Origin of the sequence: Vibrio sp. Vb0598, from assembly GCF_033338935.1 — a bacterium.
Taxonomy (GTDB): domain Bacteria; phylum Pseudomonadota; class Gammaproteobacteria; order Enterobacterales; family Vibrionaceae; genus Vibrio; species Vibrio alginolyticus.
On sequence record NZ_JAWOTP010000007.1, the window covers coordinates 147,186 to 161,044 of the forward strand.

Genomic DNA, 13,859 nt, shown 5'->3' on the forward strand with positions numbered 1-13,859 from the left:
GAGCGCATTTCTTACTTGAATAAGTTATTCCCAATCAAGAATAACCTTGCCTGACATGCCGCTGCGCATTACGTCGAAGCCTTCTTGGAAATCATCAATCTTGTAGTGGTGCGTGATGATTGGCGATAGATCCAGACCAGATTGGATCAGTGAAGCCATCTTGTACCAGGTTTCGAACATTTCGCGACCGTAGATACCTTTGATCACCAAGCCCTTGAAGATAACTTGGTTCCAGTCGATACCCATGTCTGATGGTGGAATACCGAGTAGTGCAATACGACCACCGTGGTTCATTGTGGTTAGCATTGAGTTGAATGCTGCTGGGTTACCAGACATTTCTAGACCTACGTCGAAGCCTTCTGTCATGCCTAGCTCAGACATTACGTCTTCTAGCTTCTCTTCAGCCACGTTTACTGCGCGTGTTACACCCATCTTACGAGCAAGTTCTAGACGGTATTCGTTCACATCCGTGATCACTACGTGACGAGCACCAACGTGCTTTGCTACTGCCGCTGCCATGATACCGATTGGGCCAGCACCTGTGATAAGCACGTCTTCGCCTACTAGGTCGAAAGAAAGTGCTGTGTGTACTGCGTTACCAAACGGGTCAAAGATAGACGCTAGATCGTCAGAGATGCCTTCAGGGATCTTGAACGCGTTGAACGCTGGGATCACTAGGTATTCTGCGAATGCACCTTCGCGGTTAACGCCCACACCAATCGTGTTACGACATAGGTGAGTACGGCCGCCACGACAGTTACGACAATGACCACACGTGATGTGACCTTCGCCAGATACGCGGTCACCGATTTCAAAGCCACGGACTTCCTGACCAATCGCAACCACTTCACCCACGTATTCGTGACCGACAACCATAGGCACTGGAATGGTTTTTTGTGACCATTCGTCCCAGTTATAGATGTGTACGTCTGTACCACAGATAGCGGTTTTCTTAATTTTGATCAGAATATCGTTATGGCCGACTTCAGGTTTATCAACCTCAGTCATCCAGATGCCTTCTTCAGGCTTTAGCTTTGATAATGCTTTAATTTTCATAATGTAACCTTAATTAAAGGCCCTATTGTCTAAGGCCTAGAATCTTAAATAAGACCCATGTCCTTACCAACTTGGATGAACGCGTCGATTGCACGGTCTAGTTGCTCGCGAGAGTGCGCCGCAGACATTTGAGTACGGATACGTGCTTGACCTTTTGGTACTACAGGGAATGAGAAGCCGATTACGTAGATGCCTTTCTCCAGCGCACGCTCTGCAAATTCTGCTGCTACTTTTGCGTCGCCAAGCATGATTGGGATGATTGCGTGGTCAGCACCACCCATTGTGAAACCCGCGTCTTCCATACGAGTACGGAAGTGTGCTGCGTTTTCCCATAGACGATCACGTAGGTCACCGCTCTCTTCTAGTAGATCTAGAACGCGGATAGAAGCGCTTACGATTGCTGGTGCAACAGAGTTAGAGAATAGGTATGGACGAGAACGCTGACGTAGCCAGTCAATCACTTCCGCTTTACCAGATGTGTAACCGCCTGAAGCGCCGCCCATTGCTTTGCCTAGCGTACCAGTGATGATGTCGATACGGTCAACCACGTTGTGGTGCTCGTGCGTACCTGCACCTGTTTTGCCCATGAAGCCAACAGCGTGAGAGTCATCAACCATAGTCAACGCGCCGTACTTCTCTGCTAGGTCACAGATAGCCGGAAGGTTTGCTACTACGCCGTCCATTGAGAACACACCGTCCGTTACGATAAGAATGTGGCGAGCACCTGCTTCTTTCGCAGCGATCAGTTGTTGCTCTAGCTCTTCCATGTTGTTGTTTGAGTAGCGGAAACGCATTGCTTTACATAGACGAACACCATCGATGATTGACGCGTGGTTTAAAGCGTCAGAGATGATTGCGTCTTCTTTGCCTAGAATAGTTTCAAATAGGCCCGCGTTTGCGTCGAAACATGATGTGTAAAGAATCGTATCTTCTTTACCTAGGAACTTAGAAAGCTTCTGCTCAAGCTCTTTGTGGATGTCTTGCGTACCACAGATAAAACGTACTGAAGCCATACCAAAGCCGTGCTCGTCCATGCCTGCTTTACCCGCTTCGATAAGTGCCGGGTGGTTAGCAAGACCAAGGTAGTTGTTCGCACAGAAGTTTAGTACTTCTTCACCAGTAGAGATTTTAACAGCCGCTTGCTGTTGAGACGTGATGACACGCTCTGATTTGTAAAGGCCTTCCGCCTTTACTTCTTCGATTTGCTGCTGAATCTGTTGGTAGAATGCAGAAGACATTTGAAATTCCTTCCTAGTTATTTTGGCGAGTATTTACTCGTTTAGAATTAGGCTTAGCCTTTATGTGACGGGCGTCACGGGCTATCACTCATCAATTAATTGTAGTGTAATTCAAGGAAGGAGGAAGGATTATACCTTAAGGTGGAAAAGCATTAATGAATCCTAGGCACAAATTCAATTAATGCTTTTCTATGAGGTTGTTATAAAAGGAATTATAGCCAGGTAGGCTTAGCCAAAAGTGCTTCAAAGTCCTTAGCAGGTAATGGTCGGCTATAGTGGAAACCTTGTCCGAACTCACAGTTTAGGTTTTTCAGGTAATCCACATGACGCTGTTCTTCGATGCCTTCTGCGACGATCTTAAGATCCAGCGCTTTTGCCATTGCTATGATTACGTTCACAAGCTCGCGGTCTGAGTCGTTCTCGAACATATTTTGCATAAAGCTACGATCAATCTTTAAGCGGTCGAACGGAAACTTCTGCAAGTAACTCAGCGCAGAATAACCAGTACCAAAATCATCAATAGTAAGTTTGGTGCCTAACGCTCGTAAGTTATTAAGCATGTCTAATAGCTCAGAATCGTGATTGAAGAGGAGACTTTCTGTCACTTCAATATCGAACTTATCTGACGGAAGACCAGACTCCTCAAGGCTGTGTTTAATAAACGTAAGTAAGCGCTCGCAGTACCTAAATTGAACACTAGAAAAGTTTACAGAAACAAACAACGGAGTCAGACTCTGCCATTGTGCCGCTTGTCGACACGCTTGTTGAATAGCAAACTCACCAATTTGATGAATTAAACCATTTTTCTCTGCAATAGAGATAAACTCTTCAGGGTTTACGAATCCGTACTTGTCATCATTCCAACGCATTAGCGCTTCTGCCCCTACGATTTTACCACTACTCAGCTCAATAATTGGCTGATAATACAGCTCTAACAACTGATTGGAGATCGCACTTCTCAGACGATTTTCCAGATCTAAGTAGCGTTGCAAGTCTTGGTTCATATTATGGTTATAAAAACAAAAGCCATCACGCCCATCTTGTTTCGCCCGATACATTGCCATATCTGCACATGCAAGAAGCTGCTCAGCGTTGTCTCCGTCATCCGGGAACACAGACATTCCAACGCTGCTACTCAAGAAGAATTCATGGTTGTTCCAAACAAACGGATCGTTAAACGCCGAAAGCACACTTGAAGCAACTCGCTTTGCAGTATCATTATCAGGCAAGTCTGGGATGACGAGTAAAAACTCATCCCCACCAATTCTCGCCAATAAGTCTGTTTTTCTTGCGACTTGATACAGTCGCTGAGCACTGAGTTTAAGGATTTCATCCCCAACAAAGTGTCCCATTGAATCGTTAATCTGCTTAAAGTGGTCTAAGTCGATGAACATCACCAAAACTTTAGACCCACTACGCGATGCCCTAATTAACTCCAAAGCCAATCGCTCGGAACCATAACTACGATTAGGTAAATTGGTTAATGTGTCATATTTAGCTTGGAAGGCGAGTTCTTTTTCAGACGCTTTTCGACGTTCAATTTCGTTCGTTAATTTTTTATTCTGTTGAGAAAGAATATCTTTACGCTTTTTTTCTTCCTCAAGCTTAATTTTCAATTCAATCCTATTATTGTTCGTGATGAATGCATAACATAAAGCAATGACGATCATAACGGCCAGAATACTCAAACCAATAATAAAGAGCCGTGATGTAAATATATCTCGTTCACTCAAAGGCTCGAACCACGCCATCAATTTGAAGTGGTGTTTATCCACAGGCACTTCAAAGTAAATTTTTCCGTCTACAGCCTCAGAAACGAAATAGTTCTCATCCTTATTGTGAGAAGGTGTTTTATTTATGGTATCCCATACAACCATTTCCACGTCTTTTATTTTTAGCACCATTCGGCTATAACTATCTTCGTGTTCTTGGTTAGTAAGTTGGTCAATAACAATATTCTTATTAAGATCGGCAATTAAAAAGGCAACAGGCTTTCCGGAGAACTTAACTTGCTTAATGACTTGAATGCGAACGTCATCATTGTATCGCGTCGCACAAACCTCTTCGGGATGCCCGTGTTGAGTCATTAAGGTTTGTATGTCCATTTTGTGCTCGGCAAGGTTTTCAGATCCAGTGGTGACAATGGTGACTCCATCACTGCCGACCAGCGTGAGCTTTTTATAGATTTGGCTGCTATTAATTAGCTTACTGTCTATCTTCTCATCGAAGCGACGCTTTAAATTAATTAAACTGGCACCTAACCCATACTCCATTGACATGCCAGAAGCTAAATTACCAAAGAATGTTTGTATTGTTTTATCTGTAGCTAGATTATCAACATCTTCACTCGCTATGGTAAATAAATTATCGAGTGTGCTTGCATAACTTTTTACTTTTAAATCTAGTTCTCTGTATTGAGATTCTTTTAATTTATTTTGACCTACGCTAGTCACAGTAATAAGCATAGCTAAGTAAATTGAAACTAATATTGCGCTTATTGTAATAAATCTTTTACTGGAAAATTTTTTAACGGCCTTATTCATCGGACTTTCTTTTTATCTTCTATAAAGTAATCGTTATAAAAGTAGTAAATAGATGGATAGTATTTTTTTACTAGTTTTTCGTATGATCCGTCTTTTTTTATCGAGTCTAAATAACGATCAAATGCTTTGCGTAATTCAGGGGAATTTTTACGGAATGCAACAGCCATTTTTTGATTTTCAGATATAGGGCCAATGACTTTTATTTCACCCGGCCATTTTTCGAGGGCAATTAGCGTATCCGCAACATCTAATAATGTGCTTTCCGCATCATTTTTCATTATCGCTGGAACCATCTCATTAAGGAGACGCGCCCCATCAGGTAATATAACTTTTGCACCTGTGTCATATAAGTCATAAAGGTTAGGATCCAAGCAAGAATGTTCTAAAGCTAACACTTCGCGACCATCGATCAGCTGCTTGACGTTTTTAACATCTTCATCGACCGACCCACTTGGTTTAATCGGGCTCAGACTAGAGTCGGATCTGGAAACCAACCATACACCTGAAGGAAAATAATCTTGTGAAAAATCGACAACCTCAGAGCGCCAATCAAGAATAGTAACGCCATTTGCGATCAAATCGCCTTCAATTGGAACACTTTCTCCGACAACAGCCTGCTTGTTGTGATATTGCACATTTTGCCCTGTCAACTTACCAACCACGTCGCTCCACTGTGCTGGAACATACTGGTACTGAACACCTAACGACTTGGCAAAACCTTTTATTATCTCTACATCCAAGCCAGTCAAAGTTTCCACTTCACCTTGTTCAATATAGGAGACAAAGTTAGCGTACGGGACACCAATATGACGCAGTACACCGCGTTCACGGATTTGTTGTAAATCGTCTGACCAAGCGGCAGACGACGCAACAGAGGTAACCATGAGCGCCACCGTCGCTAAAGTTCTTTTGAATGTTATGACTGACATAATAATATCCTTACCTTTCACAAAGCGCCCAATAATGGGCGCTTGAGTGATAAACAACGATGTTAGAACGACGAGTAATACAAATTCGTCATCGCCACTACGAGCCCTTCCACATCTTGTTCGTCATGGAACAAATGCGTAGAGATACGCAGCGCGTAAGTATCAAAGTCATCATCCTTATGCAGCTTAAAGCTAGTCGTACGGATGATGTAACCATACTCTTCACGTAAACGATCTCGGAATTCCGTCAGTATCTCTTCATTAGTTACATCGGAGAACGGGTTAACCGTCGTTAAGCCACTGGTTAAGCCTTCCACGTTTGGTGAATACATTTTGGCTTGTGGTAAGTACTCTTGAAGCAAGGTTTTACATAAACTACCAAGGCTTACAACTCGCTCTTCGATACGGTCTCGACCAATCTCATCCCACATTTTGCAACTATCAACTAGTGCTTGTTTCGCAGGATAGTTATCGTTACCAATGTATTGCATTTGCAGCTGTTTACCCAGGTAATCAGCATGAGAAAGTGAGGAGTTGATCAACCATAACGGGTTCTCTCGGTCACTCCAATACTCATTCAAACGGTTACCGTTATCACGAACATACAGAATACCCGTCGCGCCCGGACCACACTGCCACTTATGACCAGATCCTGCATAGAAATCACAATCCATATCGTGGAAATCAAGGTCAAACATACCGACCGTATGCGCGCCATCAACAAGAGTAGGTACACCATACTCTTTTGCTAAAGCACAAATGGCTTTTGCTGGTAGCGCGGTTCCTGTTTTGTATGTGATATGAGAGAAAACAATTAGGCGAACGTTTTGATTCGCATCAAGCGCGTCTCGGAACGCTTGAATGTAATCTTGCTCAGAAACGTTTTCGGTACCAGTAAATACTGGTAGTTGAATTTCTACCACATCCACACCAAAACGATGTTTCGCTACGTTCATAGGTGATGTTGCAGCAATATGTTCATGGTGTGTCGTTAGAATCACATCACCTGGTTCAAAGTGTAAGCCATTAATGATCGAGCATAAGCCATCAGTAGTGTTGCGGCTGAGAATGATCTCTTCTGGGTTAGCACCAAAACCTGGTGCGACGTCTTTAACCATCTCAGAAACATACGGCCAAGAGCCAAATTTGCCTTTCATATCCCAAGGATATTTAGCCACCAGCTTGTTGTTATGCTCGTAATCTTCAAGAACATGTTTTGGCATTGAACCTGTTGTACCAATGTTCATGTAAGTGGTTCGTTTGTCCAAAACGAACTGTCTTCGCACTTTACGCCAGAAGCGCTTATCGTGTTTTCTACCTAGCCCGCGGCCGCTCCAATCAATTTTCTGTTCTCGTGCTTGAGCTACGCCTGAGAAAGCGGAAGCACTCACACCAGCAACAACAGCTCCTGTTGCGCCTTTCAGAAAATTACGGCGGCTGCTATTAGTCTGAATAGATTCCTTGTCTTTCATCTTTTTCAATCCTTGTCGGAAATTAGCCATATTATTAATTTTAAGTGCGTAACTATCTGTTACTAAAACATTATTACCCATTACAATCAGAGTTTAATTTTTTCCTCTGCCATTAAGTGACTTTAGTTCCAATTTTTTATCTTATTTGATGATATAAGCAACAGTTTGACCACAAATCTATAAACAACAATGTTCACATTAATATATTCGTTAATTTGACTATTCTTTATTGCGGACAATTCCACCAAATTCTTTATAAAACAATTATGAGCTTTGTTATAAAGTCATTAAAAATTTAACTTTGCGTTAATTTAAAAATATTCAGGCTATTTTAAGATTGGCGTCTATTCTTTTTATATCTTAACGATCTCAATATGTTAAGACTAAATAAAAGAAAGCTGATTTCGGATCGAGATATCAGTTTAAGACCATAAAGTGATACACATCACTCTATGACATAAACTCACCGCTCAACAGACATAAGTAAAACAGGTTTTCACTAATATGTGCTTGAGCGTACACGCTAAAAGAAGGAGGTCCCATGTTAAAAGGATTGCTATGCATTTCAGTTGCATCCGCTCTTGTCGCCGCCCCTAACGCGCTAGCAAAAACGGTAGAAATGACTGCTCTCAACACCAATGAGAGCGCGGGTACCATTGAGATTTCACAAAGTGATTATGGCGTTGTTTTTACGCCTCAATTATCAGGTTTGTCAGCAGGTGTGCACGGTTTCCATGTTCACACTAATCCATCTTGCGATAGCATAGAAAAGGATGACAAAACCGTATTAGGCGGCGCAGCAGGTGGCCATTATGATCCTAACAACACAGGGAAGCATGGCTATCCTTGGACCAATGACAATCATTTAGGCGACTTGCCTCCACTCTATGTGGACATGGACGGCAATGCCAATCAGCCCGTTGTCGCGCCTCGCCTAAAATTATCGGATTTAAAAGGTCGAGCGTTAATGATCCATGCAGGTGGTGACAATCACTCCGATCACCCAAGTAAGCTAGGTGGTGGCGGCGCTCGCGTCGTATGTGGTGTTATTGAATAAACATTAACTTATGTCTCACACTTCTCTTTAGATTGCGAGAAGTGTGAACTTCTGTTGATACTGAGAGGAGGTTGCATTGGTCTCAAGGTAGCTGTGGTGAAGCATTAAGATCGATTGGACAATCTTCGTCCCGATCCCCAAAGAACCGCCCTCCGCTTCTTCCTCGATGTGATTGACGAAGGTAAAATGGATACGCGACTTATCCTCACTCAAATGCGCTTGGCAATGCACTTCCGAGCCGATTGGGCTGTGGCGCAATGCGTTTTCAAGCAGGTTCAATACCAACCGCTCTAAGAGTCCTTTATCACCCACGGTTTGGATCTCGCTATCGATATCCACTTTCAACACCACTTCTTTACGAGAAAACTGGCTCTGCATCGTTTCGGCACATTCTGCCATCAAAGCGCCCAGATCTACGGGGCGGTACTCGTAGTTTGGCATTGGAGCTTCTTTACGCGCGGCGTCTAATAGAGAGTGCAATTGAGTTGAGAGCTTCTCACAATTTCGAAAAGCAACGTCAATCAAAGGATCGGATTCAGGATGTTGCAAACGCCACGTTTCCAAATAGCCCAGCACGCTCGATAACGGCGTTTTTAAATCATGACTAAGCTGCAACAAGCTTTGACGACGATGAGACGATTGATACTCCAACTGTAAAAACTGCTGCTGAATGTGCTTCGCCATCATCTGATAAGAGTGCGCAATCGGCACAAGCTCTGGCACTTGGTGAGTAAAATCAGGTTGCAGGCGGAAATCATGTTCAGCTTGCTGTTGAAGTTGCTTGGTCACACGCTCAATCGGGTTCAACAGGCTACGTTTGACCAGCACATAAGCCCCGAGGGCAAAACCTAAAATGGACACTAAGACCAATCCTGCCAGCGCGATGTAAGGAGTATCGACTTGAGCATTGGCAATGGCGTCATGTCGGGTACTGCCAATCACCACGTAGAGATAACCGACCGTAGAGCCTAATTCCTCTATCGCCGCGACAGAAAAGACTTTGTGTTCACCACGATTACGTGGGTCTTCACCCAAAATAGGAAAAGGCTGGTCATTTAAAAATTGCTTAATGGGATTGAGATCCACCTTCCCCATGATCTCCGCCCCTTCCGGCGCTGCGTGAGTGGTAATGTTGCCTTGGCTATCGAGGAAGTAGATTTCAAAATCAGGGCCGATCAGCATGAGCGTGTGAAAAATCGACTTGAGCGCTTTAGGGTTGTAATCCGTCCCGATCATCAGCGGGTTATCATCACGCATGTGGCTGGCTAGCTCTTTATGCAAGCTTTGCTTGGTGCGTAACTCAATGGTTTCTTTTTGCCAATTGTAAGTCAGTGCAATCACCACCGCCGCGAGGCAGAACCACAAGCTAGTAAATACTACCAAGCGAGATTTGAAGCTCATCCTATCGCCTCCTTAAACAGCGGTACTTTTGCAACACCCGTGATGATTGAAAAATGACGGTGAAAACAACTGCCGACTTACTGTCTTGGCTTGATGTTTTGACTTACTTTCTTGCATTAGAGTCTTGGCTGAAACTTATATCCAACACCCCACACGGTTTGAATGAAGTGATGATCAGAATCAGACAACGACAACTTGCTGCGTAAACGGTTTATGGTGCTACACACCGTATGGTGATAACCAGAATGACTGGTGTTCCAAACGTGATCGAGCAATTCATCTTTACTGTAGACTCTGCCCGGACGAGTCGCGAGAAACTGCAGCAAAGTAAACTCTGTCGCGGTAAGAGTGACGTCTTTGTCGTTTAGGGATACTTGGTGCAACTCCGGAATGATTCTCAGCGGACCAAAATCCATCGCATCATCGAGGATTTCATTTGCTACTTTGACTTCTGCGGTTTGGCTGACTCGGCGTAGCACGTTTCGCACTCGTGCTTGGAATTCTAATACGCTAAATGGCTTGGTGATGTAGTCATCAACGCCCGCTTCTAAGCCGTCTACCTTGTCCATTTCACCGTCTCTGGCTGTCAGCATGAGCACTGGGCTCCAATCTTGTTGCTGACGCAAATAATGGCAAATGTCTAGACCATCACCATCTGGTAAACCTCGGTCAAGGATCAATAAATCAAAGGGTTGTTGCTGGTATTGCGTTTTAGCATCGGCGACATTTGTGGCTCGCGATACTTGGTGTCCTTGAAACTTGAGATGCATCTGAACCAGTTCTGCCAAATCATCGTCATCTTCCACCAACAAGATGTTCGCGACTAAATTGATTGCCTGTTGTTCCATGGTCCTTTCCTTGCCTTCGAGTATCCTCACTTTGCACATGACCGGAACAAATTAGAAATTCTTTCAAAAAAGGTTCCGATGACGCCATGAGGGATAAAGCGCTCGGCTACAAGCGCTTTGGAAAGGAGACGTCATCGGAGCCTGTGTTACTCGACTCGAGTGATGGTGACTTTCGCACCTGGGTTCAAGAAACGATGGTTCGCAGAAAGTGCTGAGTTTGCTAATCCATCATCTTGGCTAACTACCCCCGCATGGAATGCAACAACGTCATTGCTGTCATTACGGGCGGCATTGAAGCCCTCACCGCCACCTGCTGGGCCCGGAATGGTTGCAGCAAGCTCATCATTCAGTTCCGTGCCGGAATCCCAAACGTTCATGCTCATTTCATAGCTTTCACCTACTGCGAGCGATTTGAGCGATAACCCCGTTTCGCCAACAAAGGCATCATTGGTATTCACAAACATAGACGCCACAGACAAGTAACCGTAACGACTAGGGTCAACCGTGATGGTGACTTCGTCCGATGCACCCGGCAACACCAATCCATTACCCGAAATACCTTGGTAAACACTGTCATTGCTGTTCATCAATTCAATTAGCTCTGCGTTACTACCGCCTTCGGCAAGATGCTCAAGTTCAACAGATGCCGCTTGGCCAATTTCAAACAGTTGGTAGTCACCATTGTGACTGAGTACCGCGAGCGGAGACATAGGTTGATTCGCAGTCAAGTTCGCCACATTGACGGTGTAGCGGTAGGATTTCACTACATCATTATCATCATCGCTTGGACAACCGGCGAGCAAGCCGACTGAAGCTGCTACTAGTAAGATTCTGTATTTCATACATCCCCCTTACTTCACAACGATTGTGATGGTTGCGACTGGGTTTAACCAACGATGGCTACTGCTGTCTAAGTCACTGATGCCGCCAGATGGGTCGCTATCACCAAGGTTACCCGGATGCACGTGAACTTTGTCGTTAGTTACCGTTGCTTCAACGCCTGTGCCGCCAGTACCAAAGGTAATGAAAGGTGGGTTTGGCATGCTAGACGCAAGCTCATCGTTCGCTTCTGTACCAGCATCGTAACTTCTTAGCGTTGCTCGGTATGTACCCGCTTCCGTTGGAATCTTCCAGCTATCTAGACCGACAAAACCGTCATTGGTTGGCAGCAGCATCGCGCTCAAAGAAAGATAACCGTGGTCGCCACTGTCCAAGGTGAAGGTGGTTGCAACACCCGGATTCAAAATGCCACCAGCAGGATTCTCAACCACCGCACCACCAGCGTTACCAATCACACTAGCAAGCCCAGAGATATCACCGCCTTCTGCCATTGCTTCTAGTTCAGGCGTTGCTGCTTGGCCCGTTCTGAACATTTGAAGATCAGAACCATGTGCAGCGACAATAAGTGGCGTAAAGTAGATGCCTTTGGTTGCGTTTGTCACGGTGATTTCCAATTCCGCCGCATTCACTGATGCAGAGCCTAGTGCCATAGCGACTGAAGTCATGACGAGTCCGAGTTGGGTACGTTTTTTCATTGTGATTCCATCCTTTAATGAGGGTTGAACTACCCAAGCCCATGTATACGGCTTTACTTCTTTGTTCGTGACTTGAGTAGGTTAAGCATTACGTTTCGAACGTTTTGCGTTCTTGCCTCTAAGAATGACGAGCAAATCTATCAGCAACTTCATCGAATTCTCATAAAATTCTCACAAGTTCTGTTCGAATTCTGTCAGCAGCACTTTTTTACTCTTAATCAGGTGTTTACACTTCGCGCTTTCCCCTCCTACAATGCGGTATTCCCTGTTTAAATCACGATTCTCACCATGATTCATAACGTTCTGTCTGCCTACTATGGCGAAATCTACGGCATCGCTTTTTTCAACCACTACTTGAGCCATTACGCCCAAAGTGAACAACAAACGCTGTGGCAAACCTTGATTGAAGTGGAAGAACTCACCGCAGAAAAGCTCAAACCTGTACTGCTGACAAATGGCATGGATATAGAAAGTCGACACCAAGAGATGTTTGATAAAGGCTTGGCAGATGCAACCAAGTGGATTGGTTTACCATGGCAAGAGTTGGTGGCGACTCTTCTAAAGTGGGTAGAACCTTATGAGGTTAAGTATCGAGAGTGGCATGAAGAAGTGAAAGCTTCACAGCAGTATTCAATCGCTGAGCGAGATGCTATCGAGTTGATTACAGACCACGAAACGGCCATTTATCACTGTTGGCAGCAATACCATACTGGTGAATCTGGCTTGCCTGCACTCAAAGCATTTTTGGCAAAATATCGTTAAAGCGAGACGGTGACACTTGAACCTCGTGAAACCGTACCAGACAATATCGTTATTCCGCTGCGCAGAACTGAACAATTATGGTTAATCCAAAACTCATAGCCCTACTTCCTGATCTTGCTTCGTTTATCTTGGTGGTAAACGAAGGCAGTTTTACCGCTGCTGCTAAACAACTCGGCGTAACGCCATCGGCTTTAAGTAAGTTGATCACACGATTAGAGCAAGCCCTCTCGGTGAAACTGTTTGAGCGCACGACTCGTAAGTTGATCATTACTCAAGCTGGGCAAAAGGTTTACGACCAAAGCATCGCAATGGTGAATGCCGCGCAGCAAGCCGTTGAGCTATCAGCGGAAGATCATGCCGAGCCAACAGGCGCACTCACAGTGGCAGCCCCTGAAGCATTTCTTAATTCGGTGCTTCAACCGTTTGTGTTGCCATTCCTAGAACGTTATCCAAATATACAGCTTAAGCTGCGTGCAGCAGATGGTGAGATTGATCTTTTCCGCCAAGGTATTGATGTCGCATTTAAGCTCACCGACAAACCCGATGAAAATCTGGTACTCAAAGAGATCAGCAAGACCAACCTTGTTTTGTGTGCCTCTCCAGATTATCTCACTAAACACGGTATGCCTGAGCACCCAACCGAGCTTGAGCAACACGACTGCATTTATCTTGCCGAGAACGACAAAGACAACATCTGGTCATTCTTTAAAGAAGAAGCGTTCCACTCCATTGCCGTGAGTGGACGCTACGCCGTCAACCATTCTCAAATGCGCTTAAACGGGGTTAAGTCTGGCTTGGGAATTGGGATCTTCCATGACTTCGTGATCAAAGACGCGTTAGAGCAAGGAGAAGTGGTGGAGGTTCTGCCGGATTGGATGATCAAGAGTAACTACCATGGCGCTATCGCGATGCAGTATGCGCAAACCAAATACATGCCCGCTCGTCTGCGTGTGTTTATCGACTTCGTTAAGGAGCATTTAGTCTCCGAGGATACTAACCATGCTTGAAGAGGCTAACC

General features: G+C 44.6%; 12 protein-coding genes. 3 read left to right on the forward strand and 9 right to left on the reverse strand.

Features of this window, described 5'->3' with window-relative positions; all coding sequences use genetic code 11:
- Positions 1-24 precede the first annotated feature (24 nt).
- From tdh to R7Q38_RS09840, 5 genes are all read right to left on the reverse strand, one after another.
- Positions 25-1,056 (reverse strand): L-threonine 3-dehydrogenase, encoded by a 1,032-nt coding sequence (gene tdh / locus R7Q38_RS09820; RefSeq protein ID WP_033906709.1) that lies wholly within the window; start codon positions 1,054-1,056, stop codon positions 25-27.
- A gap of 44 nt (positions 1,057-1,100) precedes the next feature.
- Positions 1,101-2,294, reverse strand: a complete 1,194-nt coding sequence (locus tag R7Q38_RS09825; RefSeq protein WP_005375095.1) for a glycine C-acetyltransferase — start codon at positions 2,292-2,294, stop codon at positions 1,101-1,103.
- A gap of 212 nt (positions 2,295-2,506) precedes the next feature.
- Positions 2,507-4,837 (reverse strand): putative bifunctional diguanylate cyclase/phosphodiesterase, encoded by a 2,331-nt coding sequence (locus R7Q38_RS09830; RefSeq protein WP_005375094.1) that lies wholly within the window; start codon positions 4,835-4,837, stop codon positions 2,507-2,509.
- Entirely contained in the window at positions 4,834-5,766 is a 933-nt protein-coding gene (locus R7Q38_RS09835) for a transporter substrate-binding domain-containing protein (RefSeq protein ID WP_005375093.1), read from the reverse strand. The genes R7Q38_RS09830 and R7Q38_RS09835 overlap by 4 nt, the downstream gene beginning before the upstream one ends.
- 62 nt (positions 5,767-5,828) lie before the next feature.
- Positions 5,829-7,238, reverse strand: coding sequence for an aminotransferase class V-fold PLP-dependent enzyme (locus R7Q38_RS09840; RefSeq protein WP_213893266.1), 1,410 nt, complete (start codon positions 7,236-7,238; stop codon positions 5,829-5,831).
- Between the two features lie 541 nt (positions 7,239-7,779).
- Between R7Q38_RS09840 and R7Q38_RS09845 the strand changes: the two genes are divergently transcribed.
- Positions 7,780-8,295 carry a superoxide dismutase family protein gene (locus tag R7Q38_RS09845; protein ID WP_005383991.1) on the forward strand — a complete coding sequence of 172 codons (516 nt, stop codon included), beginning with the start codon at positions 7,780-7,782 and terminating at the stop codon, positions 8,293-8,295.
- Positions 8,296-8,322: 27 nt separating this feature from the next.
- Here the strand turns inward: R7Q38_RS09845 and R7Q38_RS09850 are convergent, their stop codons facing one another.
- The 4 genes from R7Q38_RS09850 to R7Q38_RS09865 form a co-directional block, all read right to left on the reverse strand.
- Positions 8,323-9,696 carry a sensor histidine kinase gene (locus R7Q38_RS09850; protein WP_005383993.1) on the reverse strand — a complete coding sequence of 458 codons (1,374 nt, stop codon included), beginning with the start codon at positions 9,694-9,696 and terminating at the stop codon, positions 8,323-8,325.
- Positions 9,697-9,812: 116 nt separating this feature from the next.
- The gene (locus R7Q38_RS09855; protein WP_318114206.1) at positions 9,813-10,544 is read right to left on the reverse strand and encodes a response regulator transcription factor; all 732 of its coding nucleotides are present in this window, start codon (positions 10,542-10,544) and stop codon (positions 9,813-9,815) included.
- 146 nt (positions 10,545-10,690) lie between these two features.
- Positions 10,691-11,386 (reverse strand): spondin domain-containing protein, encoded by a 696-nt coding sequence (locus R7Q38_RS09860; protein ID WP_045413258.1) that lies wholly within the window; start codon positions 11,384-11,386, stop codon positions 10,691-10,693.
- A 9-nt stretch (positions 11,387-11,395) separates the two neighbouring features.
- Positions 11,396-12,079: a spondin domain-containing protein gene (locus R7Q38_RS09865; RefSeq protein ID WP_151515308.1), complete on the reverse strand. Its 684-nt coding sequence runs from the start codon at positions 12,077-12,079 to the stop codon at positions 11,396-11,398.
- A 288-nt stretch (positions 12,080-12,367) separates the two neighbouring features.
- Between R7Q38_RS09865 and R7Q38_RS09870 the strand changes: the two genes are divergently transcribed.
- A complete protein-coding gene (locus R7Q38_RS09870; protein ID WP_239939114.1) occupies positions 12,368-12,841 on the forward strand; it encodes a hypothetical protein in 474 nt (157 codons plus the stop codon).
- Positions 12,842-12,918: 77 nt separating this feature from the next.
- Positions 12,919-13,848 carry a LysR family transcriptional regulator gene (locus R7Q38_RS09875; protein ID WP_042601221.1) on the forward strand — a complete coding sequence of 310 codons (930 nt, stop codon included), beginning with the start codon at positions 12,919-12,921 and terminating at the stop codon, positions 13,846-13,848.
- Positions 13,849-13,859 lie beyond the last annotated feature (11 nt).